The following is a 22206-nucleotide window of genomic DNA, read 5'->3' on the forward strand; positions in this document are numbered from 1 at the left end:
CGGCTCTTATATCAAAATCAGTAGTCAAGGGATAGAGCTTGGAACATCAGGGAATGTTTATTTGAAGTGTAATGCTATGCAAAAGATGGGGCCAAATACAAGAGCAATAGCTCCGCTAAAATTGCCAAATATCATATCGGAAATTAACGAAAGAATTTGTTTACCATGCTTGCTCCGAGCTGCAGAAAAAGCACAAATGTTAGTTATACTAGGAGAAGAATAATGCTAAACCAACATATTGCTTTTCAAACACTTTTACATCGACAATCACTATCGCGGCATACACTTGCTCTTTACACTCTTGTAGATGGACTAGAGTATGAGCGTTTATATCAAAAAGAGATCATTCAAGATAAAAACATGTTGCCACTGTTTATCCGTCCAAGTAATAAAGAAGTTGCATTTGCAGGACCTTGGATTATTAATATTACACAAACGGATAAAAGTATACAAAATTCACTATTTCAACTTGAACAAACCTATCCAGCCGTATCATGGTTAATTTCAACGCTGCGATTTGAACATTTATTCAATCAATTAGAAAATCAACTACATTTGCAATTACCAGATAAACGTAATGCATTATTGCGTTACTACGATCCACGTGTGTTAAACAAATTGCTACACGTTTTAAATCCGGATCAATTTAAATTATTTACGTTAAATATCGATGAATGGATTTATTATCATAATAATCATTACTACTCACTAATAGGAGGTAAATTATAATGGAATTTTGTAATGAGCAAATTGATGCTATTTTGCAACAAGAAGAAGATGACTATATTTGGCAAGTCATTCATAAAATAAAAGATGATGAGCGTTTAACCTTACCAAATGAAGATATTAAAGATTTATTTAACCGTCTAAAAGAGACTTATCATTACCTTATAGGACTGGGTTTTACCAAAAAAAATCTTATTGAAGCTTATTTATATGGTGAAGCAGTGACGCCTGGTTATAAAGATAATCCAATAATCAAAAGTTGGGTCGAAAAAGAAAATCACAACCCTGAAGAACAATACCAGGATTTGCTGATTATTGCTGAAAAAAAGCAAAAAGGTTTACTATAAGGAATAACAATGCCGATATTATACTTTCTGGAAGAATTATTAGTTATAATGGCTGCCTCTATAATTGGCAATCAAACAAGCAAGGAATCATCAATTTATCCGCCAGGTTATGAAACTAGCACCGTTCCTGTTTGGGACACTTACACAAAATCACCTTCTGTTACGCAACCAAATATCTATCCCAAATATCAAAATTCTTTAGTTTTTTCATTAATCATTAAAGAGATTCAAAAAGTAAGTACTGAATTTACGTCGTGTACTTCCAATATAATCGATAAAACAGAAGATGACATAGAGCCAGATACACCGCAGGCAATAGCTAAGTTAGAAAAAGAGGTCGAAAAATTAACATATGAAATAGCTTATTATGAAGAAGAACTTGAAAGATTAGAAAAGGGTCTCCCCCCACGTGGTGCCAAATATACACCTAGAGAATTATCAGGAGTTATTGCCGAAATCAATCAAGAAATTGCAGATTTACGACAAGATATTGAAACATTAAAATATGGTAGTTTAAGAACTTTAACTGATACTGAAAAAGATAAAATTAAGATTGAAGTTGCCGAAAAAATGGTGAAGATTAAAGAGGAACAGCTTGAAAAAACCAAACACTGTAATTGCTCTATTACACCTTATATCAAACCTAATATATTTCGACGAAATATGAGTGATTTATCCGCTGACTATCAAGCAACAATAGCTGGATCTACTTGGGATAGAACCAAAAACCCTAAAACCGGTATAATGTCTGTAGAAATAAAAGAATGGTTATATGATGGACCAACAGATAAGGTTGAGTTTGATGGTTGGCTTCGTGAATTTTGTCTATTGTTAGAAATGAAAGCTAGTTATGATAGACTGATGTTTAGTCGTTCACAGTCTTTACGCATGGGAAAACCTGTTTTAAAGCAAATAGGGATATCAAAAATGGATAGTTTATGTAAACAAGCTGAGCGACACAATAAGGTATGCTTAATGCACCCTCCAGCGGCGCGTTGTTGTTGGGTTTTTATGACGCCTATGCTATATGATACGTTTTTGGAAATACTTAATTTAGGCCGCTATCCGGCAATAACTGCGATTTTAATTCCATTACCCTAAAAAAAGGTAAATCTTATGAGTATACGTGGTCAAATCGATTTTATGCAATTTGATGTTATAATCCATCCCCCAAAAGTATGGCAACTTAACGTGGTTGGAATAAGTGAACAACTTGATAAAGCATTAGCAGTCTATCAAAAATACGTTAATCCTAAAGTAAATTGGTATTATTTTAATGATTCAAAAATAATTAAACCGGAGCTTTTAGTTTACAATAACGAAGGATTGACTGAATTAGTAGCTAAAAAACTGACATCGGAATTAAAAAAAATGGAAAAAACGGGCGATCTATTGATATCGTTTACAGATGATGTTATTGATCCCTATCTTGAAGGGGATTTAGTAATGTACTCTGCTATGAAGTTTTTTAATGAACCAATAAAATATAAGATAGATTTCTTTTTTAATAAATATAAAAATGCACAAACATATAATAGTATTGTTCAATTTATCACCGGATTAGCGGAAGTTTTCAATCAATGTTATATTGAAATTAATTTGGGATATACTTTTAAACTAAGTAAATCTATGTTCCCTAACCGAATCGGTACATCGATGATTGTGTATATTCCCGTTCCATTAAATGCCAAAGATTACCCGGAAGCCTATAAAATTATCCCGATCAATCATGACGATAAACAAGTTGGTACCGTAATTGTATCGCTCGATCATTTTCCGAATCGTGATAATATTGAAGATGTAAAAACTATAAATCGTCTGGATATGAGATTACGTGAAGCAGATTTATTACCTGTAAGAACTGATTTATAATGCGTGTCAACGTAATAGCGGTTGGATTAATAAACCGACCGCGCTATGAGTTGTCGATAATGTTCCTTGTTCACCCACATCATATTCACCATGCTTAAAATAAATTAATTGAGAAATATGACTCAGATAAAAATATAATTAGTAATGCAACAACTAATTATGTCTAAAGTAAAAACAATATGGAAAATGCCAATTTCAAATATTTAATAATAAAAAGTAATAAGTGAATATTGAAGAAATAGGTTACAAATTGAAATGGAGTTAGGCCATGAAAAGTATTTTATTCAGTAGTTTATTATTAATTTTAGGATCATGTTTTGTACAGGCATCGGAACTTAATTCGAGTAAAAATAATCACTATACCTTAATGCAAGATAGATTAAACGAACAAACTGAACTAAAAGATGAAAGGGAAAAATTAATAAATATTTTTAATGATTTAATTAAAGGTGACCCTCAAAAGATGAGTATATCCGGCTGTGACGTTAACCGGGTTGAAATTTCAAAAGCAAAGATCAATGCAGCATTAAGTAAAATAAATTTTTATAGCGATTATAATCAACAATTAAAGAAATATAACTTGTCTTTAAATGAGATTAAACGACTTTATACCATTGATGAATCAAATTTATCTAATGCTTGTATTGGGTTTAATGTCAAAGCTATTATTCAGCTAGAAAATAATCAACTGATGATCCCTTATAACAATCTGCTAGTTTTCTATAAACCATTATCCGATGAAGATGAAAACAAAATAACTGATTTAAAAAATAATGAACAATGCCTCGAAACAGAGCAAGGTGAAATGGAGAGGGCTGCTATTTGTTATTATGAAAATATGACGATTTTGGAAGTCTATAATGCCATGAGTTTTTATCCAAACTATATATTTAGAAACACCATTGAAGCAGGTAAAAATTTTTCCGCAACTTATGCCGATAAAAATGTTAATGTGGAATACAAATGGTCAGGAAAAAATAAATTAGAAATCACCCAACATTTTGAGGGTGGTGTAAATAATTATACGTTTATCTATCAAGACAATAAAACAAAATTAATATCTGTTGCTTCTCTAAAAAAGGTAAATATTATGAGTAATCGTGATCAAATCGATTTTATGCAATTTGATGTAATAATCTATTTCCCAAAAGTATGGCAACTTAACGTGGTTGGAATAAGTGAGCAACTTGATAAGGCGTTAGCAGTCTATCAAAAATATGTTAATCCTAAAGTAAATTGGTATTATTTTACTAATTCAAAAATAATTAAACCGGAGCTTTTAGTTTACAATAACGAAGGATTGACTGAATTAGTAGCTAAAAAACTGACATCGGAATTAAAAAAAATGGAAAAAACGGGCGATCTATTGATATCGTTTACAGATGATGTTATTGATCCCTATCTTGAAGGGGATTTAGTAATGTACTCTGCTATGAAGTTTTTTAATGAACCAATAAAATATAAGATAGATTTCTTTTTTAATAAATATAAAAATGCACAAACATATAATAGTATTGTTCAATTTATCACCGGATTAGCGGAAGTTTTCAATCAATGTTATATTGAAATTAATTTGGGATATACTTTTAAACTAAGTAAATCTATGTTCCCTAACCGAATCGGTACATCGATGATTGTGTATATTCCCGTTCCATTAAATGCCAAAGATTACCCGGAAGCCTATAAAATTATCCCGATCAATCATGACGATAAACAAGTTGGTACCGTAATTGTATCGCTCGATCATTTTCCGAATCGTGATAATATTGAAGATGTAAAAACTATAAATCGTCTGGATATGAGATTACGTGAAGCAGATTTATTACCTGTAAGAACTGATTTATAATGCGTGTCAACGTAATAGCGGTTGGATTAATAAACCGACCGCGCTATGAGTTGTCGATAATGTTCCTTGTTCACCCACATCATATTCACCATGCTTAAAATAAATTAATTGAGAAATATGACTCAGATAAAAATATAATTAGTAATGCAACAACTAATTATGTCTAAAGTAAAAACAATATGGAAAATGCCAATTTCAAATATTTAATAATAAAAAGTAATAAGTGAATATTGAAGAAATAGGTTACAAATTGAAATGGAGTTAGGCCATGAAAAGTATTTTATTCAGTAGTTTATTATTAATTTTAGGATCATGTTTTGTACAGGCATCGGAACTTAATTCGAGTAAAAATAATCACTATACCTTAATGCAAGATAGATTAAACGAACAAACTGAACTAAAAGATGAAAGGGAAAAATTAATAAATATTTTTAATGATTTAATTAAAGGTGACCCTCAAAAGATGAGTATATCCGGCTGTGACGTTAACCGGGTTGAAATTTCAAAAGCAAAGATCAATGCAGCATTAAGTAAAATAAATTTTTATAGCGATTATAATCAACAATTAAAGAAATATAACTTGTCTTTAAATGAGATTAAACGACTTTATACCATTGATGAATCAAATTTATCTAATGCTTGTATTGGGTTTAATGTCAAAGCTATTATTCAGCTAGAAAATAATCAACTGATGATCCCTTATAACAATCTGCTAGTTTTCTATAAACCATTATCCGATGAAGATGAAAACAAAATAACTGATTTAAAAAATAATGAACAATGCCTCGAAACAGAGCAAGGTGAAATGGAGAGGGCTGCTATTTGTTATTATGAAAATATGACGATTTTGGAAGTCTATAATGCCATGAGTTTTTATCCAAACTATATATTTAGAAACACCATTGAAGCAGGTAAAAATTTTTCCGCAACTTATGCCGATAAAAATGTTAATGTGGAATACAAATGGTCAGGAAAAAATAAATTAGAAATCACCCAACATTTTGAGGGTGGTGTAAATAATTATACGTTTATCTATCAAGACAATAAAACAAAATTAATATCTGTTGCTTCTCTAAAAAAGGTAAATATTATGAGTAATCGTGATCAAATCGATTATATGCAATTTGATGTAATAATCTATTTCCCAAAAGTATTGCAACTTAATGTGGTTGGAATAAGTGAGCAACTTGATAAGGCATTAGCAGTCTATCAAAAATATGTTAATCCTAAAGTAAATTGGTATTATTTTAGTGATCCAGTAAAAATTGAACCGGAGCTTTTAGTTTACAATAACGAAGGATTGACTGAATTAGTAGCTAAAAAACTGACATCGAAATTAAAAGGAATGGAAAAAACGGGCGATCTAATGATATTGTTTACATCTGATGATGTTATTGATCCCTATCCTGGAGGAAATTTAATAATTTACGATGCAGCAAAGTTTCTTAATAAACCAATAAAATCGAAGATAGATTTCTTTTTTAAGAAATATCAAAATGCAGAAAAATATAATAGTATTGTTCAATTTGTCACCGAATTAGCGGAAGTTTTCTATCAAAGTTATATTGAAATTGATTTGAAGTTTACTTTTGAACCAAACGAAGTCATGTTCTCTAACCGAATCGGTACATCGATGATTGTGTATATTCCCGTTCCATTAAATGCCAAAGATTACCCGGAAGCCTATAAAATTATCCCGATCAATCATGACGATAAACAAGTTGGTACCGTAATTGTATCGCTCGATCATTTTCCGAATCGTGATAATATTGAAGATGTAAAAACTATAAATCGTCTGGATATGAGATTACGTGAAGCAGATTTATTACCTGTAAGAACTGATTTATAATGCGTGTCAACGTAATAGCGGTTGGATTAATAAACCGACCGCGCTATGAGTTGTCGATAATGTTCCTTGTTCAATTATTTGGAAAATACTATTGCAAAGATTAGTATTATTAATTAACAAAGTTGCCACACAAACATCACTTAAATAAAGTAAGCATAGAAAACATCATTTAGCATAGCCTGTTATTTTAAAAAAATTCCTAACTAGTTATATTACACTGCGTCTGCTGGATATTTGATGAACGTTATTTCAAACTTGCTGATTTTATCCCAATCTTTGCGGTCTCTTACGTCCGGGCGTTCTGTAGAACTAATTATTATTCTTAAATATACATCTTTTTCATTATTAAAATTAGCAAAAAGTGAATCGCTTCCCCATCCACCAACTAATCGCTCTATACGAGCAATGTGATATTTATCCAATAACCATTTTTCAGCCGATAAAGCGTAAATACCACCATTTATCCAACCCTTGATGACTAGCGGAGTTCCTTGATCACCCGCATCATATTCACAATGCTCAAAATGAATAAATTGAGAATTTTTTGCTTCTAATTCATTCCAAAATTGATGACAATCTTCAAAAATTTTATCTGCAACAATTTCTTTTATCGAATCCCAATTATTATATATAAAATCCTTATAACTCAAATTGTTATCAATACTATCCTTTTCTTGATTGGCTGAAACAGATAGACTAAATAAGCTAGCAATAAGTAATATGATAGTGTTAAACAATTTCATTAATAAACTCTCCTAATATCATAACTATATGGTAAAGCAGTCGACGTTCCAATGTTCTGGCTATCATAACTATTCTCCAATTCGTAATTAAATTACCGTATATAAACCCATATTGTGGTTAGTGATTTACAAAATAACTTATTGTTTATAAACGATTTTACCACCAACGATAGTAGTTAGCACTTTAATTTTATGTATATCAGTTGATGCAATATTAAACGGGTTACGATCCAATATAATAAGATCGGCAAATTTACCTGGTTCAATTGATCCTATAAACTTATCTTGTTGTAACACATATGCCGCATTAATTGTTGCACAACGTAATACTTCAGTGACAGTCAAATTGCGATCATTATTTAATCGTGGCGAATCTCGATCAATTTGTCTGGTCATAGCAACTTGGAAATCATACCATTCATTTAATGGATCAATTGGCCAATCACTACCAAATGCACAGGTAACACCTGCATCAATATATTGACCATGTGCTTCAAGACCGCTATAGCGTTCTGAGCCAAATAAACTATGGTATTGTTCAATCATTGCTGAGCTACATCCAGCCCATTGGAATGAAAAGATAACACTGGTATTCAATTTTTTATAACGATCAAACTGGTGTGTGGCACTCAGTTCGTTATGAGCGGTGCTCGGGCGAATATCAGCATCCGGTAATGTTTGGCGCATTTTTTCAATGGCATCAAGAACAACCTCAATAGCACCTTCACCAACGGTATGCATATGTGGATGAAAGCCCGCTTTTGCTGATTCAAGGATTAACGCATCTAACATTTCAGGTGAATAGTAAAGATCGCCGTAACGATCTTGTTCTGTTGGCAGATGATACGGTTGTAGTAAGCGAGCTGTCATTAATGGTGCTTGCATGACACCATCAACAAATAATTTAGTATGTGAGATCTTAATACCTGGTTTGGGTTGCCAATTTTTATCATTATAATGGTTGGCAAATTGTTTGACTTTATTTATCACATTAGGGATAGCATCGATTGTTGAAATATCATCCGGAGGGAGTTCATGTGCACCAAATAAACGGATTGACAATTGATCTTGTTGTTGAAGACTTAAAAATGCATCAGCTTGGGTTTGAGTAATTCGAGCATCCATTACAGCAGTTACCCCTTGTTTATTTAATTCAACCTGCGCTGATTTGGCAACACTAATGGCCTGTTCGGTTGTAAGTTTAGAAATACTATCAAAAGCTCGCATAGCCGGTGCATCTTCCAAAATACCATTTAATTCACCATCTATAGTGCGACCTATTTTTCCATCTGGAGGTTCAGGTGTATTTTGATTAAGGCCAAATTTTACTAATGCGACAGAATTAGCGACTAATGTGTGGCAATCATTAGAAAATAAAATGACTGGACGATCAGTATTAAGCTTATCAAGATCAAATCGAGTAATATCTGTGCCAAGCGGTAAAACCTCTTGGCGTAACCAACCACGAACTTGCAACCAATTATTACTATCTTTATTTATATCTTCGTCTAAATATGTCTGAATAATAGTTAAAGTATCAACAACGGTTAAACTTTGGTAATTTAAACTACACGAAGATAGTTGCATTCCTCCCCAAAAAGTATGAAGATGAGAATCTATAATTCCAGGCATCATTGTTTTGCCATACAGATCATGAATAACTGTGTGATTATCAACATAATTATTGTTATTTATTTCTTGAGTGCTACCAACGGCTATAATATAGCCATTTCGGACTGCAACCGCTTCGCAGATGGTATCATGCTGGTCAGCAGTGTAAATATAGCCATTTATATAAATAACATCAGCTTTAGCCATTATTCGTGATTCCTTAAATTAAGATCAAAACTAAAATCAAACGATAGCAGATTTATAAAAAATTTGTCAAATGCAATAATTTTCTTTATTGTGTAACATGATTATGTTACAAATAATCCATCTTAGTTACAGCGTCACATGGTAATCAAATGAAATATCAACAACTTGAAAATCTTGAATGTGGTTGGAAGTGGCACTATCTAGTAAAAAGGCATTTAGAAGGTGAGCCTATTACTCGTTATATTGAGAAAAGTGCTGCCCAACATGCCGTTAATGAATTATTGTTATTGGAACATAATCCAACTGATGTGGTTGGTTGGATAAAAGAACATTTGAATCCCGATTTAGATAATCGTATGAAGCAAACAATACGAGCTAAACGGAAACGACATTTTAATGCGGAACAACAAAATACACGCAAAAAATCCATTGATTTAGAATTTTTAGTTTGGCAACGACTCGCTAATTTAGCTAAACGAAGATGTTCAACGTTATCAGAAACAATTACGCAACTAATTGAAGATGCAGAGCAGAAAGAGCAATATGCAACAAAAGTATCGACAATTAAAGATGATTTACAGTCATTGCTTGACGTGAACAATGATAGTAAATAATACAAACAACATGATAAATAGGTTTAATTATGGGAAAATCCCTTGTTATTGTGGAATCACCAGCCAAAGCAAAAACAATTAATAAATATCTTGGTAAAGATTTCGTGGTTAAATCAAGTGTTGGTCACATTCGCGATCTACCTGTAAGTGGAAGTAGTCAACGCACCGAGAAAACCAGCAAAGATAAAACAGAAAAAAAAGTAAAACGATCTGAAAAGCAAATCTTAGTCGATCGTATGAGCGTTGATCCTTATAATGGTTGGCAAGCACATTACCAAATTTTACCTGGCAAAGAACGGGTAGTTTCAGAACTTAAAAAATTGGCTAAAGATGCTGACCTGATTTACCTCGCGACCGACTTGGATAGAGAAGGGGAAGCTATAGCGTGGCATCTTAAAGATGTAATTGGTGGTGAAGATAGCAAATATCGCCGCGTGGTATTTAATGAAATTACTAAAACGGCTATTAAAAATGCATTTAATGAGCCATCCATGCTCGACATGGATCGCGTTAATGCCCAGCAAGCTCGCCGATTTATGGATCGCGTTGTGGGTTTTATGTTATCACCGTTATTATGGAAAAAGGTTGCTCGAGGGTTATCAGCGGGCCGTGTACAATCGGTTGCAGTTCGCTTAGTTGTGGAACGTGAACGCGAAATCCATGCATTTATTCCTGAGGAGTATTGGGATCTTTATGCGGACTTAAATACCGCTAACCATGATTTATTAACCCTACAAGTTACTCACTATAAAGACGAAGCCTTTGAGCCAAAAGATAAACTTGCCATTGATATTGCTTTAACTCAATTAAATAAGAACCAATATCAAGTTGCTAATATTGAAGAAAAACCAACTAAAAGTAACCCAACAGCACCTTTTATTACATCCACTTTACAGCAAGCTGCTAGTACTCGTCTCGGTTTTGGTGTTAAAAAAACCATGATGTTAGCCCAACGGCTTTATGAGGCAGGTTATATCACTTATATGCGTACTGACTCAACCAATTTAAGCCAAGATGCTTTAGCTATGGTACGCGATTATATTGTTAAAAATTTTGGTGATAAATATTTACCTAAATCACCTAATGTATACAGCAGTAAAAAGAATTCTCAAGAAGCGCATGAAGCGATTCGACCATCAGATGTGATGGTATTGGCTGAAAACCTTAGTGATGTTGAAGCTGATGCAAGTAAATTGTATCAATTAATTTGGCGACAATTTGTGGCTTGTCAAATGACATCCGCTGAATATAACTCAACCACTATAACAGTTAAATCAGGTGATTTTCTTTTAAAAGCGAAAGGTCGTACCTTACGTTTTGATGGTTGGACTAAAGTACAACCACAACTTAGTAAAAATAGTGGAGATAAAATATTACCTAAGGTCGCAATTAATGACAAATTAGATTTACAAAACTTGAATCCAAATCAACATTTTACTAAACCACCAGCACGTTATAATGAAGCATCCTTAGTTAAAGAACTTGAAAAACGCGAAATAGGTCGACCGTCGACTTATGCAACAATTATTTCTACCATTCAAGACCGCGGTTATGTTCGTTTGGATAATCGTCGATTTTATGCTGAAAAAATCGGCGAGATAGTTACAGACAGATTAAGTGAAAATTTCAACGACTTAATGAGTTATGATTTCACTGCCCGTATGGAGCAAGCGCTTGATGAAATAGCCAATAAAAAACAAGAATGGCGCGAGGTTTTAGACCAATTTTTTAGCGATTTTAGCGATCATCTTGAGATCGCCGAGCAAGAACCTGATAAAGGTGGAATGCAATTAAATCCATTAGTTTTAACACCTGAAATTAAATGTCCAAATTGTGGTCGGGAGATGGGTATTAAAACAGCTGGCACTGGCGTGTTTTTGGCTTGTTCAGGTTATGCCCTACCACCTAAATTGCGTTGCAAACAGACTATTAACCTAATTCCTGAACACGAAACATTAAATATTTTAGAAGAAGGCGACACGGCCGAAACCGATGCATTAAGAGCACTTAAACGTTGTCCAAAATGTCATACAGCTATGGATAGTTATTTACTCGATAGTGAACGTAAATTGCATATATGTGGTAACAACCCAATTTGTGATGGTTTTATTGTTGAAAAAGGTAACTTCAAGATCAAAAGTTATGAAGGTCCGATTATTGAGTGTGAAAAGTGTGGTTCAGAAATGCATTTAAAATCTGGGCGTTTTGGTTTATATATGGGTTGTACTAATACGGATTGTAAAAATACGCGTAAAATCTTAAAAAATGGAGAAGTTGCTCCACCTAAAGAAGATCCAGTAGATTTACCGGAACTTAAATGCACTAAGTCTGATGCACATTTTGTATTACGTGATGGTGCATCGGGTGTTTTTTTAGCTGCGCATAACTTCCCAAAATCACGGGAAACTAGAGCTCCGTTGATCGAAGAATTACAGCGTTTTAAAGATCGTTTACCTGAAAAATTCTTATACTTAACTGAAGCACCAAATAAAGATCCGGATGGTAATTTAGCTATTGTTCGTTTTAGCCGCAAAAGTAAGCAACAATATGTTACCTCTGAAGTAAATGGCAAATCGACTGGTTGGGTGATGCAATATGTTGATGGTAAATGGGTAAATAGTAAAAAATAGTTAATTATGCCTGAGGCATTTGTAAAAATGTTTCAGGAAAAGCATACGTTTTAGTATAAAAAATCTATTCTGGTTTGTGCCAAAGTATGAAAGGAATTACCTTATGACTTCTTTTAGTTAAACACCAATAAAGGAGGATAGTATAAGGTTAAAGGAGCCTTTATCATGAAATTGCAGCAACTACGCTATATTGTTGAAGTGGTTAATAATGATCTTAATGTATCGTTAACATCCGAAAAACTTTATACTTCGCAGCCAGGTATTAGCAAGCAAATTAAATTACTGGAAGATGAACTTGGAGTTCAGATTTTTACACGTACTGGCAAACATCTATCTGAGGTAACGGCGGTTGGGCAAAAAATTGTTGCTTTAGCGAGGGAAGTACTAAATAAATCACAAGACATAAAAATTATTGCCAAAGAGTTTAGTCAACCCAATCAAGGTTCTTTAACCATTACGACCACTTATACCCAAGCTCGTTATAGTTTACCTAAAGTCATACAACAGTTTATGAAACAGTATCCCAGTATTACCTTGCATATGGAACAAGGATCTTCAAGCCAATGTATTTCACAAGCTCAGTCTGGGCAAGCTGATTTTGCTATTGTTACCGATCTTTCACAACTTAGTGATGATATGATTGCTTTGCCTTGTTATCACTGGAACCAAGCTGTGATAGTGATGAAGGATCATCCATTAGCAAAAAGCCATTTAATTTCGATTAACGAATTATCGAAATATCCATTAGTCAGTTATGATTTTACTAATGATGGTTCGGATTTAAATCAAGCATTTATAAAAGCCAATCAATCGCCTAATATTGTCTTTAGCACTACTGATGCCGACCTGATTAAAACTTATGTAAAATTGGGAGTAGGTGTGGGGATCGTGGCCAAAATGGCCGTAACTACTGCATCTGATGATGATTTAGTTGTGCTTAATGCTGGACACATTTTCCCTTATAGTACCACTTATATTATCTTTGCTCGCTCGTTATTTTTACGTCGTTATATGTTCGATTTTATCAGTCAGTTTTCACAGCATTTAAACCAACAAACTATTGAACAACTCCTTTCATGTGAAAATAATACTGAAGTTTTAGCAAGATTTAATGGGGTTAAATTACCAATTAAATAACCTTTAAGTTTCTTGTTGTTAGTCGACATAATGATAATGAAATAAGTTAACTACAAAAAAAACGTCGCGACAGCGACGTTTTATTTATTTACTTATTATTTGATTGATATTCTTTATTGCGTTTTTTCATCTCAAAGGCATACCAAATAAAGATTAATAGATAAGCCGCTAATGCAAGAGCCGCATATAAAATTGCTTGTCCAGCACCGGTTGATGCTTGTCCAACTAAATAGGCCAAGAATTTTTCGATTGGTCCTTCCATTGTCGTTTGTGAAATTAATGCATTTGATGATATTGAGGCAGGGAAAGCACCCACTAATTTAGCGGTAGAAGTCACAAAACTAGCCATTAATGTACCCGCCCATAAAAAGATAGGTAATTCAATTGCGCCAATAATAATCATTCTTAATAGTTTGCCACGAGTCACCACTAATAATGCTGGTGTTGCACCCATAGCAATAATACCACCCAAAGGTAAAAGTCCATTTCCAGGCAAAACTAAAGCCTCAATTAACATAATAGGCGCTAGAATATTGGCAGCCGCCCACATCTCAGCTCGTCCAGCGATGAATGGCCAATCCAAACCAATGTTTAAAGTACGGCCTTTTAGACGTTTATTTGCAAAATCAGTAATACCTTGTGATAGCGGTTCAACTGCTGCAATAAACCAAGTACCTATCATTGAAAATAATTCTAAACAGACACCAGCGGTAAACGCTAAAGCACAAATCTCTTTAGGGTTTTGTTTGGACAATAAGCCGACAAAAATTCCCAGATAAATACCTATAGCAAATTTACTTCCCCAAAAACCGATTTTTTTGTTTAGTTTAGCGGCATCAAAGTCATATTTATCTAACCAGAAAAACAATTTATCAAAAATTTTGTTTAATAACATGATGACAGGGTTCATCATATAATTCATATGAGTGGTGGTCATTGGATTCGAGGCAGGGACATTTAATAAATCATTAAATGTAGGTTTCATTAAATCAGAGTTAATAATTTTCAATACACCGATAAAGATGACAAGTATCGTTGCGGTCACTAAATTAGCGCCACAAAACATACACATTAAACCTACAAACGATAAATGCCAAATATCAAAAATATCAACATCTAGCGTGTTGGTTTTCTTCAATGCAAGCATTAAAATATTTACAATTACCATTACCATCAAAAAATAAAGTGTATAAGGCGAACCCCAAGTTATAGTTGCCAGAGGCGCCCAACCCACATCGGTGATAGTCAACTCAATACCCGTTGATTGTACAAATTGCGTTAATGCTCCGGAAAAAGCCGTTGTTAATATACCGATGATTGCCCCGATACCGGTTAAGGCGATGGCTAGTTTTATACCGCCTTCAAGGGCTTTGGTAAATTTGACTCCAACTAATAATGATACAATTGTTAAAATAATCAACATTAAAGGTGGAGCACCAAGATTAATTAAAGGGGTAAAAATGGTGTTAGCTAATTCAATAATATCCATGAAAGGATCCTCCATTAACTTTTATTTAATGAACTAATTACTTTAATCATTTGTTCATAAACTGGTTCTGCCAAACTTGGCATTCGGTATAAAATTGCGCCACAATCTACAACAGGTATGGTTATATCAAAACCTAAATTGGTTGTTGTTATTGGTGCAAAAATATCATATTTGGCTAACATATCTTCAGTAATATCTTTAACCATTACTGCATCACAATGTATATCAAACCCCTTTTCCTTAAGATTGTTTTCTAAAGCCTCTTTAATTTGGTGACTTGAATTAACTCCTGCGCCACAAGCTGCTAATATTTTAATAACCATAACATTTCTCCTAATAATCCATTGTAGTCATTGATTAAATTGGTTTAAAGTTTGCCGTTAACAAAGTATAAATTTGTTGAGTCGTTTTTGCAGAAAAAAGAGATTGCAAAGTTTCTAATGGAGTGGTACTTAAAAATTCCATAATACTGGCTAAAATACTTGCTTGCTCTTCTTTTAAATTATTTAAAATCATAAAAATAAAGTTAACTTTTAATGTGTTATCAGTACTCATCATGTTTTTAAATTCGATAGGATGTTCTAATTTGATTGGAACAATCAATGTTTGATTAACAAATTCACTTTCAGTATGTGGAATGGCAATATTGAGTAATTGACTATTAATTGGCGATAGATCAATACCGGTAGGGTAATTCTTTTCACGTTCTAATAGTTCTTTTAAAAATTGTTCTTTCACTAAATTGTCTTTGAGTAAAATGTTATAAACCTCTTCAAATACGTCTTTCTGATTTTTTTTATCTGAAATAAAAATATATTTTTGTGAAAAGAGATTGTTCATATGATCACCATTCGTAAGATTTCATAATACACATTTATGTTTAATTATGATTGAATTTGTTTTTCTTTGTCCGATTATATTTATTAAAAATAGTAATAGTCAACAAGTGTTTATAACTATTTTCTGATTTGAGATATTGCTCACACTTTTATGTTTTCACATTGAATGTTTGTTTATTTTTGTTATTATTATGTAAAAAAACAAATTTAAACTATATTAAACATAATTAAATAAACTTAAAAGCAAGTGACAAGTAAAATATAGTAATTTAAATTCAGTACCGTCAATTTAATGTGCAAGTACCACAATCTATAAAAAAGGTGATGACGTGTTAAAAAAAGAAAGATTGGTTACGATATTAAATTTAGTTAATCAAAGTGGCATTGTTACAGTTAATCAGCTAATTGAACAGCTTGGTGTTTCTGATATGACTATTCGTCGGGATCTAGCTGATTTAGAAAATAGCAACAAGCTCATCCGAATGCATGGTGGTTGTCAAAGCCTAACCTATAACATGAAAAATGAGTTAGCGCATGACGAAAAAAAATCAGTTTTTAAAAAGGAGAAAATGGAAGTTGCTGAAATTGCAACATCTTATGTTGAAGAAGGCGACACCATTTTCCTTGGCACTGGAACAACAATTGAATTGTTTGCTCGATATTTTGATCAAAATTTTATCCGCATAGTGACCAATAGCTTGCCTGTTTTTGAAAGCTTACAAGATCGTGTGGATAAATATGATGTAATTTTATTAGGTGGCAATTATCGAAAAAAAACAGGTGCATTTGTTGGTAGTATCACCAACAGTGTGCTAGAAAAGATGCGGTTTTCGAAGTCATTTATCGGCGTAAATGGCATAAATAATGACTGTATTAGTAACTCAAATTCAGAAGAAGGTTCAACACAACAATTAGCATTAAATTGTGCTGAAAAAAAATATATTGTTGCTGATTTACATAAATTAAACAAAAGTGATTTCTACTGTTTTTATAATTTGAGTGATATCGATGGATTAATTACTAATTCAAACTTAGAGAATGAAATAAGAAGGCATTATTCAAATTATACACAAGTGATCAGTGACACGTATAAAAAATATATTAATTAATATTGAAGAGGAAAGAACTATGAAAATAGCAATTGGAGCAGATAAAGACGGCTTCAAATTAAAAGAGTTAATTAAAAAAATCGTAATAGGGGAAGGGCATGAAGTCCTTGACGTAACCACTGAACCAGCTGATGATTTTGTTGATTCTTCTTTAGCTGTGGCTAAAGCTATATTAAGTAAGCAAGCCGACCGTGGTATTATGCTCGATCGATATGGTGTAGGATCTTATATGGCAAGTAATAAACTGAAAGGAATGATTACAGCAAATGTTAGTGATGAATATTCAGCAAGAATGACATTTAATCATAATGATGCAAGAGCTATTGCTATTGGTGTTGATATTGTTGGTGAAGCATTAGCTATTAGCATCGTCACCTCATATATCAATTCGCATTATGCTGGTGGACGCCACCAAGTTCGTGTCGATATGTTAGATAAAATGCTTTAATTATTAGAGAACAATCAATAATTAATAGGAGAAAATTATGATTATTGCACTAGGTTGTGATCACATTGTTACAGACATTAAGATCAAAATTTCTGATTATTTAAAAAGTAAAGGCTATGAAGTTATCGATGTCGGCACTTATGATTTTACGCGTACCCATTATCCAATTTATGGCAAATTAGTAGCCGAAACTGTGGTGTCCAAACAAGCTGACTTGGGTATAACATTATGTGGAACCGGAGTAGGTATTACTACAGCGGCCAATAAAAATATAGGTGCTCGCTCAGCTTTAGTCAGAGATGTAGCTAGTACTATTTATGCCAAGCAAGAACTAAATGCTAATATTATTGGATTTGGTGGCAAAATTGTGGGGGATAATTTGATCTATGATATTATTGATGCATTTATAAACACACCTTATAAACCTACCCCTGAAAACCGAAGTCTTATCAATAAAATTGACAGTATTAGTCCTAGTGATTTATCGAATCAAACCGGCAATATGCACTTTTTTGATGAAGAACTTAAAAAATGGGATGAAAACTATTATCATGATTGATAAATGTCTTTTCAATGTTTGTAATTTATTATATAAAATAATAAGTTAAATATTAAACAAAAGGGGGATAAATGATATTAACCGTCACGATGAATCCATCAGTCGATATTTCATATCCTTTACCAAAATTGTTAATTGATAATGTTAATCGTGTTGTAGATGTAAGAAAAACAGCTGGAGGAAAAGGACTAAATGTCACACGAGGTATCCACCTTGCTGGCTATCCAGTTTTGGCTACGGGCATAATAGGTGGCTCAACAGGTCAATACATCACAAAACAGCTAGATTCAGACAACATTCGCTATGATTTTTATACCACTCAATATGAGTCAAGAAATTGTATCGCCATTTTACATGAAGGTAATCAAACAGAGATTTTAGAAGCTGGTCCGGAATTAACTGCTAAAGAAGAAGAAGGCTTTTGGCATAACTATCAAACTCTTATTAAGCAATGTAAAGTTATTACAATTTCAGGTTCTTTACCCAGAGGTTTTGATATTGGTTATTATGCAAAAATGGTTGAATTTGCAACAAAATGTCAAATCCCTGTTTTATTAGACACCTCGGGCAATGCACTACTCACATGCCTTAAATCAACCAACAAACCGTTTTTAATTAAACCAAATAAAGAGGAATTATCACAATTAATTAATCAAAAAATACCCGCAAATGATATCAATTGTTTAAAACATGCAATTAATAATTCTATTTGTAAGGATGTACCAATTGTTGTTGTTTCATTAGGTAAAGATGGCTGTTTTGTAAAGTATCATGATGATTTTTATCAGGTCTCAATTCCTAGTATAGCAGTGGTTAATCCGGTAGGTTCAGGAGATGTTACATTAGGTGGACTTGCTATTAGTATATTGCAAAATGAAGATGTTGAAACAATGATGAAAAGAGCAATGACAATGGGAATGTTGAATGCAATGGAAGCGACAACTGGCTTTATTAATATGAAAAATTATGAGGAATATTTTCAACAAGTTATTGTGGAAAAAATCAATTAAAAGGATCGCAAAAATGTATTTAATCTCGACACAAGAAATGCTTAAAAAAGCTCAAAAAGAACGATATGCAGTTCCTGCATTTAATATTCATAATCTAGAAACCATTCAAGTAGTTGTTCAAACTGCTGCTGAAATGCAATCGCCATTGATTGTTGCTGGTACGCCAGGAACATATTCATATGCTGGAACAAGTTATTTAGTTGAAATTTGTAAAACGGCAGCATTGGAATATCGTTTTCCATTTGCTATGCATTTGGATCACCATGAAGATCCAAAAGATATTGAGACAAAAGTAAAAGCAGGTATACGCTCAGTTATGATAGATGCCTCTCACCATCGTTTTGAAGAAAATATTCAAATTGTTAAAAACGTAGTTGATTATAGTCATCAATATAATGCCAGTGTGGAAGCTGAATTAGGGCGTCTAGGTGGGCAAGAAGACGATCTTATTGTCAATGACAAAGATAGTTCCTTTACCGATCCTGATGCAGCAAAAGAGTATGTAGAGCGCACTAATATTGATTCATTAGCTGTGGCAATTGGATCAGCACATGGTATGTACAAAGGAGAGCCTAAACTTGATTTTGAACGTTTAGCAAAAATTAATAATAAAGTTGAGATACCATTAGTGTTACATGGTGCATCGGGTATCCCTGAAGCGATGGTACGTAAAGCTATTGAATTGGGTATTTGTAAAGTAAATGTCGCAACCGAGTTAAAAATAGCCTTTTCTGATGCAATGAAAGACTATTTTTCTACACATCCAGATGCAAATGATCCAAGAAAATATATGGAACCCGCTAAAGCGGCAATGAAAAAAATTGTACAAGACAAAATTCGTATATGTGGTAGTGCAGGAAAATTGTAATCAATACAATCTATTAGGTTAATAACATTTATCAGCTAATTATAAATACATTAATATGAGAAATATAAAGTGATAAATAATAAATTAGTCTTGATAGTCAATACAATATTAATTTAAAAATAGTTAATCAAGCTTGATTATAAAAGTGCGAAATCAATCGCACTTTCTTCTTGATGATTATTTATGTCTGGCTTTTAAAATACCAATCACATCTTGCAATGACAAATTTTGATCTTGCAGTAATACCAATAAATGGTAAATTAAGTCGGCTGACTCATTTTTTAGCTCTTCTTGATCATGAACTGTAGCTGCTAATGCGGTTTCAACGCCTTCTTCACCGACTTTTTGGGCAATTCGTTTGGTGCCATCATGGTATAGTTTAGCCGTATAAGAGGATTTTGGATCAGCACTTTTACGTGAAGCAAGTAATTGTTCTAATTCAAATAAGAATCCCCATTCGCTTTTAGTTGAGGTAAAACAGCTATTTGAACCGGTGTGACAAGTTGGGCCAGTAGGATCGACCAAAATTAGTAGTGTATCATTATCACAATCTGCACCAATATCAATAACATTTAAAAAGTTACCGGAAGTCTCGCCTTTGGTCCAAAGTCGTTGTTTGGTGCGTGAATAAAAAGTGACTTTCCCACTATCTAATGTTTGGGTTAAGGCATCTTGGTTCATATAACCCAGCATTAAAACATCACCAGAAACATAATGCTGAATAATAACTGGCATTAAATTATTCACTTTTTGCCAATCAAGTTGTGATAGGTTTAGTGTTGTGACTGAATTTGAATTTAGCATAATCGAATATCTACTCCATGTTGAGCTAAATATTGTTTAAGTTCACCAATATTGATAATTTGTTTATGAAAGACAGAAGCGGCTAATGCTCCGTCAACGTCTGCTTCATTGAATGCTGATAAAAAATGCTCCATACGCCCAGCGCCACCAGAGGCAATTAATGGTACCTGACATACATTACGTACTGCTTGTAATTGCTTGATATCATAACCATTACGCACACCATCTTGATTCATCATATTAAGGACAATTTCACCAGCGCCCCGTTGTTGTACTTCTTGTACCCAATCGAGCGTATTCCATTTTGTTGCAACTGTGCGTTTTTCATCTCCTGTAAATTGGTAGACTTGATAATTATTCGTTTCTTGGTCATACCAAGTGTCAATACCTACTACAATACATTGCACACCATAACACGCAGCTAGTTCGCTAATTAAATCTGGATTAGCCAATGCTGGTGAGTTGATGGAGATTTTATCTGCACCAAATGATAGAATTTGACCAGCGTCAGCCACTGTTTTAATGCCTCCGGCAACACAAAAGGGAATATCTATCACTTCAGCCACTTTAGCCACCCAACTTTTATCCACTACTCGCCCATCAGATGAAGCAGTAATATCATAAAATACCAGTTCATCCGCTCCTTCTTCGGCATATCTTTTGGCTAAAGGGACAATATCACCAATAATTTCGTGATTACGAAATTGTACGCCTTTAACGACTTGTCCATTACGAACGTCTAAACAAGGTATTATCCTTTTTGCCAACATGAAATTGCCTCCTGAACTGTAAATTTACCTTCAAGTAATGCTCTTCCTACTATGACTCCAGCAACACCACTATTTTCAAGTGCTTTAACATCCTCTAAATGACCAATCCCTCCAGAAGCTTGAAAGGCAATTTGTGGATATTTTTTACTGATTTCTTGATAAAGTTGGTTGTTTGCACCACATAGTGTGCCATCTTTGGATATGTCGGTACAAAGCACATGTTTTAAACCATACGGTAAATAATCGTCGATAACTTGTTCTAATGTCTGTGTGGAATCTTCCTGCCAACCATGGATAGCAACAAACTTATTGCCTTTGGCATCAATGCGCACATCAAGTGCTAATACTAAGGCTTCGGCGCCATATTTAGTAAACCATTGTTTAACTAATTGTGGTTGTTTAATTGCAGTGGATCCAATCACAACTCTCGCGGCGCCAGCAGCAAGTAATGCTTTGACATCATCTTCACTGCGAATGCCACCACCGATTTGCACCGGAACGTGCACTCCATGGATAAGTGATTTGATTAATGATATTTGCCGTGCTTTAGGATCTTTGGCTCCGGTTAAATCGACAAGGTGTAATAGTTTTGCACCTTGTTGTGCATAATTTTGTAAACGTAATAGCGGATCGTTACCATAATCACGTTGTTGCTGATAATCACCCTGATGTAATCGTACTACTGTGCCGTCAATTAAATCAAGCGCAGGGATAATAATTGGGTAAAC

General features: G+C 33.5%; 22 protein-coding genes and 1 pseudogene. 15 read left to right on the forward strand and 8 right to left on the reverse strand.

Annotated features, from left to right (window positions below):
- From Q0K76_RS04700 to Q0K76_RS04730, 7 genes and pseudogenes are all read left to right on the forward strand, one after another.
- Positions 1-223 (forward strand): annotated as a pseudogene (locus tag Q0K76_RS04700) (hypothetical protein); the annotation flags it as partial.
- Positions 223-729 carry a DUF4123 domain-containing protein gene (locus Q0K76_RS04705; protein WP_294612183.1) on the forward strand — a complete coding sequence of 169 codons (507 nt, stop codon included), beginning with the start codon at positions 223-225 and terminating at the stop codon, positions 727-729. The pseudogene Q0K76_RS04700 and the gene Q0K76_RS04705, both read left to right, overlap by 1 nt.
- Positions 729-1073, forward strand: a complete 345-nt coding sequence (locus Q0K76_RS04710; protein WP_294612186.1) for a hypothetical protein — start codon at positions 729-731, stop codon at positions 1071-1073. The genes Q0K76_RS04705 and Q0K76_RS04710 overlap by 1 nt, the downstream gene beginning before the upstream one ends.
- A gap of 9 nt (positions 1074-1082) precedes the next feature.
- Positions 1083-2174 (forward strand): Tox-REase-5 domain-containing protein, encoded by a 1092-nt coding sequence (locus tag Q0K76_RS04715; RefSeq protein ID WP_294612189.1) that lies wholly within the window; start codon positions 1083-1085, stop codon positions 2172-2174.
- A gap of 15 nt (positions 2175-2189) precedes the next feature.
- Positions 2190-2945: an Imm52 family immunity protein gene (locus Q0K76_RS04720; protein WP_294612192.1), complete on the forward strand. Its 756-nt coding sequence runs from the start codon at positions 2190-2192 to the stop codon at positions 2943-2945.
- Positions 2946-3213: 268 nt separating this feature from the next.
- Positions 3214-4791, forward strand: coding sequence for an Imm52 family immunity protein (locus Q0K76_RS04725; RefSeq protein ID WP_294612194.1), 1578 nt, complete (start codon positions 3214-3216; stop codon positions 4789-4791).
- A 268-nt stretch (positions 4792-5059) separates the two neighbouring features.
- On the forward strand, positions 5060-6640 hold the full coding sequence (locus Q0K76_RS04730; RefSeq protein WP_294612197.1) for an Imm52 family immunity protein: 1581 nt from the start codon (positions 5060-5062) through the stop codon (positions 6638-6640).
- A 212-nt stretch (positions 6641-6852) separates the two neighbouring features.
- Here Q0K76_RS04730 and Q0K76_RS04735 read toward each other — a convergent pair whose 3' ends face one another.
- Together Q0K76_RS04735 and Q0K76_RS04740 are read right to left on the reverse strand one after the other, a co-directional pair.
- Complete coding sequence (locus Q0K76_RS04735; protein ID WP_294612200.1) at positions 6853-7383, reverse strand: hypothetical protein; 531 nt, start codon at positions 7381-7383, stop codon at positions 6853-6855.
- A gap of 138 nt (positions 7384-7521) precedes the next feature.
- Complete coding sequence (locus tag Q0K76_RS04740) at positions 7522-9201, reverse strand: amidohydrolase family protein (RefSeq protein WP_294612202.1); 1680 nt, start codon at positions 9199-9201, stop codon at positions 7522-7524.
- A 149-nt stretch (positions 9202-9350) separates the two neighbouring features.
- Here Q0K76_RS04740 and matP point away from each other — a divergent pair, with 149 nt between their 5' ends.
- The 3 genes from matP (at position 9351) to cysB (ending at position 13582) form a co-directional block, all read left to right on the forward strand.
- A complete protein-coding gene (matP, locus tag Q0K76_RS04745; RefSeq protein WP_294612205.1) occupies positions 9351-9815 on the forward strand; it encodes a macrodomain Ter protein MatP in 465 nt (154 codons plus the stop codon).
- Positions 9816-9844: 29 nt separating this feature from the next.
- Positions 9845-12445 carry a type I DNA topoisomerase gene (gene topA, locus Q0K76_RS04750; RefSeq protein WP_294612207.1) on the forward strand — a complete coding sequence of 867 codons (2601 nt, stop codon included), beginning with the start codon at positions 9845-9847 and terminating at the stop codon, positions 12443-12445.
- 165 nt (positions 12446-12610) lie between these two features.
- Entirely contained in the window at positions 12611-13582 is a 972-nt protein-coding gene (gene cysB, locus Q0K76_RS04755; RefSeq protein ID WP_294612210.1) for an HTH-type transcriptional regulator CysB, read from the forward strand.
- An 88-nt stretch (positions 13583-13670) separates the two neighbouring features.
- On the opposite strand, the gene Q0K76_RS04760 is transcribed toward cysB, so the two are convergent.
- The 3 genes from Q0K76_RS04760 to Q0K76_RS04770 are packed head-to-tail and all read right to left on the reverse strand — an operon-like array spanning position 13671 to position 15911.
- Positions 13671-15071, reverse strand: a complete 1401-nt coding sequence (locus Q0K76_RS04760) for a PTS transporter subunit IIC (protein WP_294612213.1) — start codon at positions 15069-15071, stop codon at positions 13671-13673.
- 14 nt (positions 15072-15085) lie between these two features.
- The gene (locus tag Q0K76_RS04765; protein WP_294612216.1) at positions 15086-15394 is read right to left on the reverse strand and encodes a hypothetical protein; all 309 of its coding nucleotides are present in this window, start codon (positions 15392-15394) and stop codon (positions 15086-15088) included.
- A 34-nt stretch (positions 15395-15428) separates the two neighbouring features.
- Entirely contained in the window at positions 15429-15911 is a 483-nt protein-coding gene (locus tag Q0K76_RS04770) for a PTS sugar transporter subunit IIA (RefSeq protein WP_294612220.1), read from the reverse strand.
- Positions 15912-16239: 328 nt separating this feature from the next.
- Here Q0K76_RS04770 and Q0K76_RS04775 point away from each other — a divergent pair, with 328 nt between their 5' ends.
- The 5 genes from Q0K76_RS04775 (at position 16240) to Q0K76_RS04795 (ending at position 19904) form a co-directional block, all read left to right on the forward strand.
- Positions 16240-17019 (forward strand): DeoR/GlpR family DNA-binding transcription regulator, encoded by a 780-nt coding sequence (locus Q0K76_RS04775; protein WP_294612222.1) that lies wholly within the window; start codon positions 16240-16242, stop codon positions 17017-17019.
- Between the two features lie 19 nt (positions 17020-17038).
- Complete coding sequence (lacA, locus tag Q0K76_RS04780; RefSeq protein ID WP_294612225.1) at positions 17039-17467, forward strand: galactose-6-phosphate isomerase subunit LacA; 429 nt, start codon at positions 17039-17041, stop codon at positions 17465-17467.
- Positions 17468-17504: 37 nt separating this feature from the next.
- Positions 17505-18026 (forward strand): galactose-6-phosphate isomerase subunit LacB, encoded by a 522-nt coding sequence (lacB, locus tag Q0K76_RS04785; protein ID WP_294612228.1) that lies wholly within the window; start codon positions 17505-17507, stop codon positions 18024-18026.
- Between the two features lie 71 nt (positions 18027-18097).
- Positions 18098-19036, forward strand: coding sequence for a hexose kinase (locus Q0K76_RS04790; RefSeq protein WP_294612231.1), 939 nt, complete (start codon positions 18098-18100; stop codon positions 19034-19036).
- Between the two features lie 13 nt (positions 19037-19049).
- A complete protein-coding gene (locus Q0K76_RS04795; protein ID WP_294612234.1) occupies positions 19050-19904 on the forward strand; it encodes a tagatose bisphosphate family class II aldolase in 855 nt (284 codons plus the stop codon).
- A 177-nt stretch (positions 19905-20081) separates the two neighbouring features.
- On the opposite strand, the gene hisIE is transcribed toward Q0K76_RS04795, so the two are convergent.
- The 3 genes from hisIE to hisA are packed head-to-tail and all read right to left on the reverse strand — an operon-like array spanning position 20082 to position 22197.
- Entirely contained in the window at positions 20082-20708 is a 627-nt protein-coding gene (hisIE, locus tag Q0K76_RS04800; protein ID WP_294612237.1) for a bifunctional phosphoribosyl-AMP cyclohydrolase/phosphoribosyl-ATP diphosphatase HisIE, read from the reverse strand.
- On the reverse strand, positions 20702-21478 hold the full coding sequence (gene hisF, locus Q0K76_RS04805) for an imidazole glycerol phosphate synthase subunit HisF (protein WP_294612240.1): 777 nt from the start codon (positions 21476-21478) through the stop codon (positions 20702-20704). The genes hisIE and hisF overlap by 7 nt, the downstream gene beginning before the upstream one ends.
- Complete coding sequence (gene hisA / locus Q0K76_RS04810; RefSeq protein ID WP_363322400.1) at positions 21460-22197, reverse strand: 1-(5-phosphoribosyl)-5-[(5-phosphoribosylamino)methylideneamino]imidazole-4-carboxamide isomerase; 738 nt, start codon at positions 22195-22197, stop codon at positions 21460-21462. The genes hisF and hisA overlap by 19 nt, the downstream gene beginning before the upstream one ends.
- Between the last annotated feature and the right edge of the window lie 9 nt (positions 22198-22206).

The sequence above is a fragment of the uncultured Gilliamella sp. genome (genome assembly GCA_945271295.1).
GTDB lineage: Bacteria > Pseudomonadota > Gammaproteobacteria > Enterobacterales > Orbaceae > Gilliamella.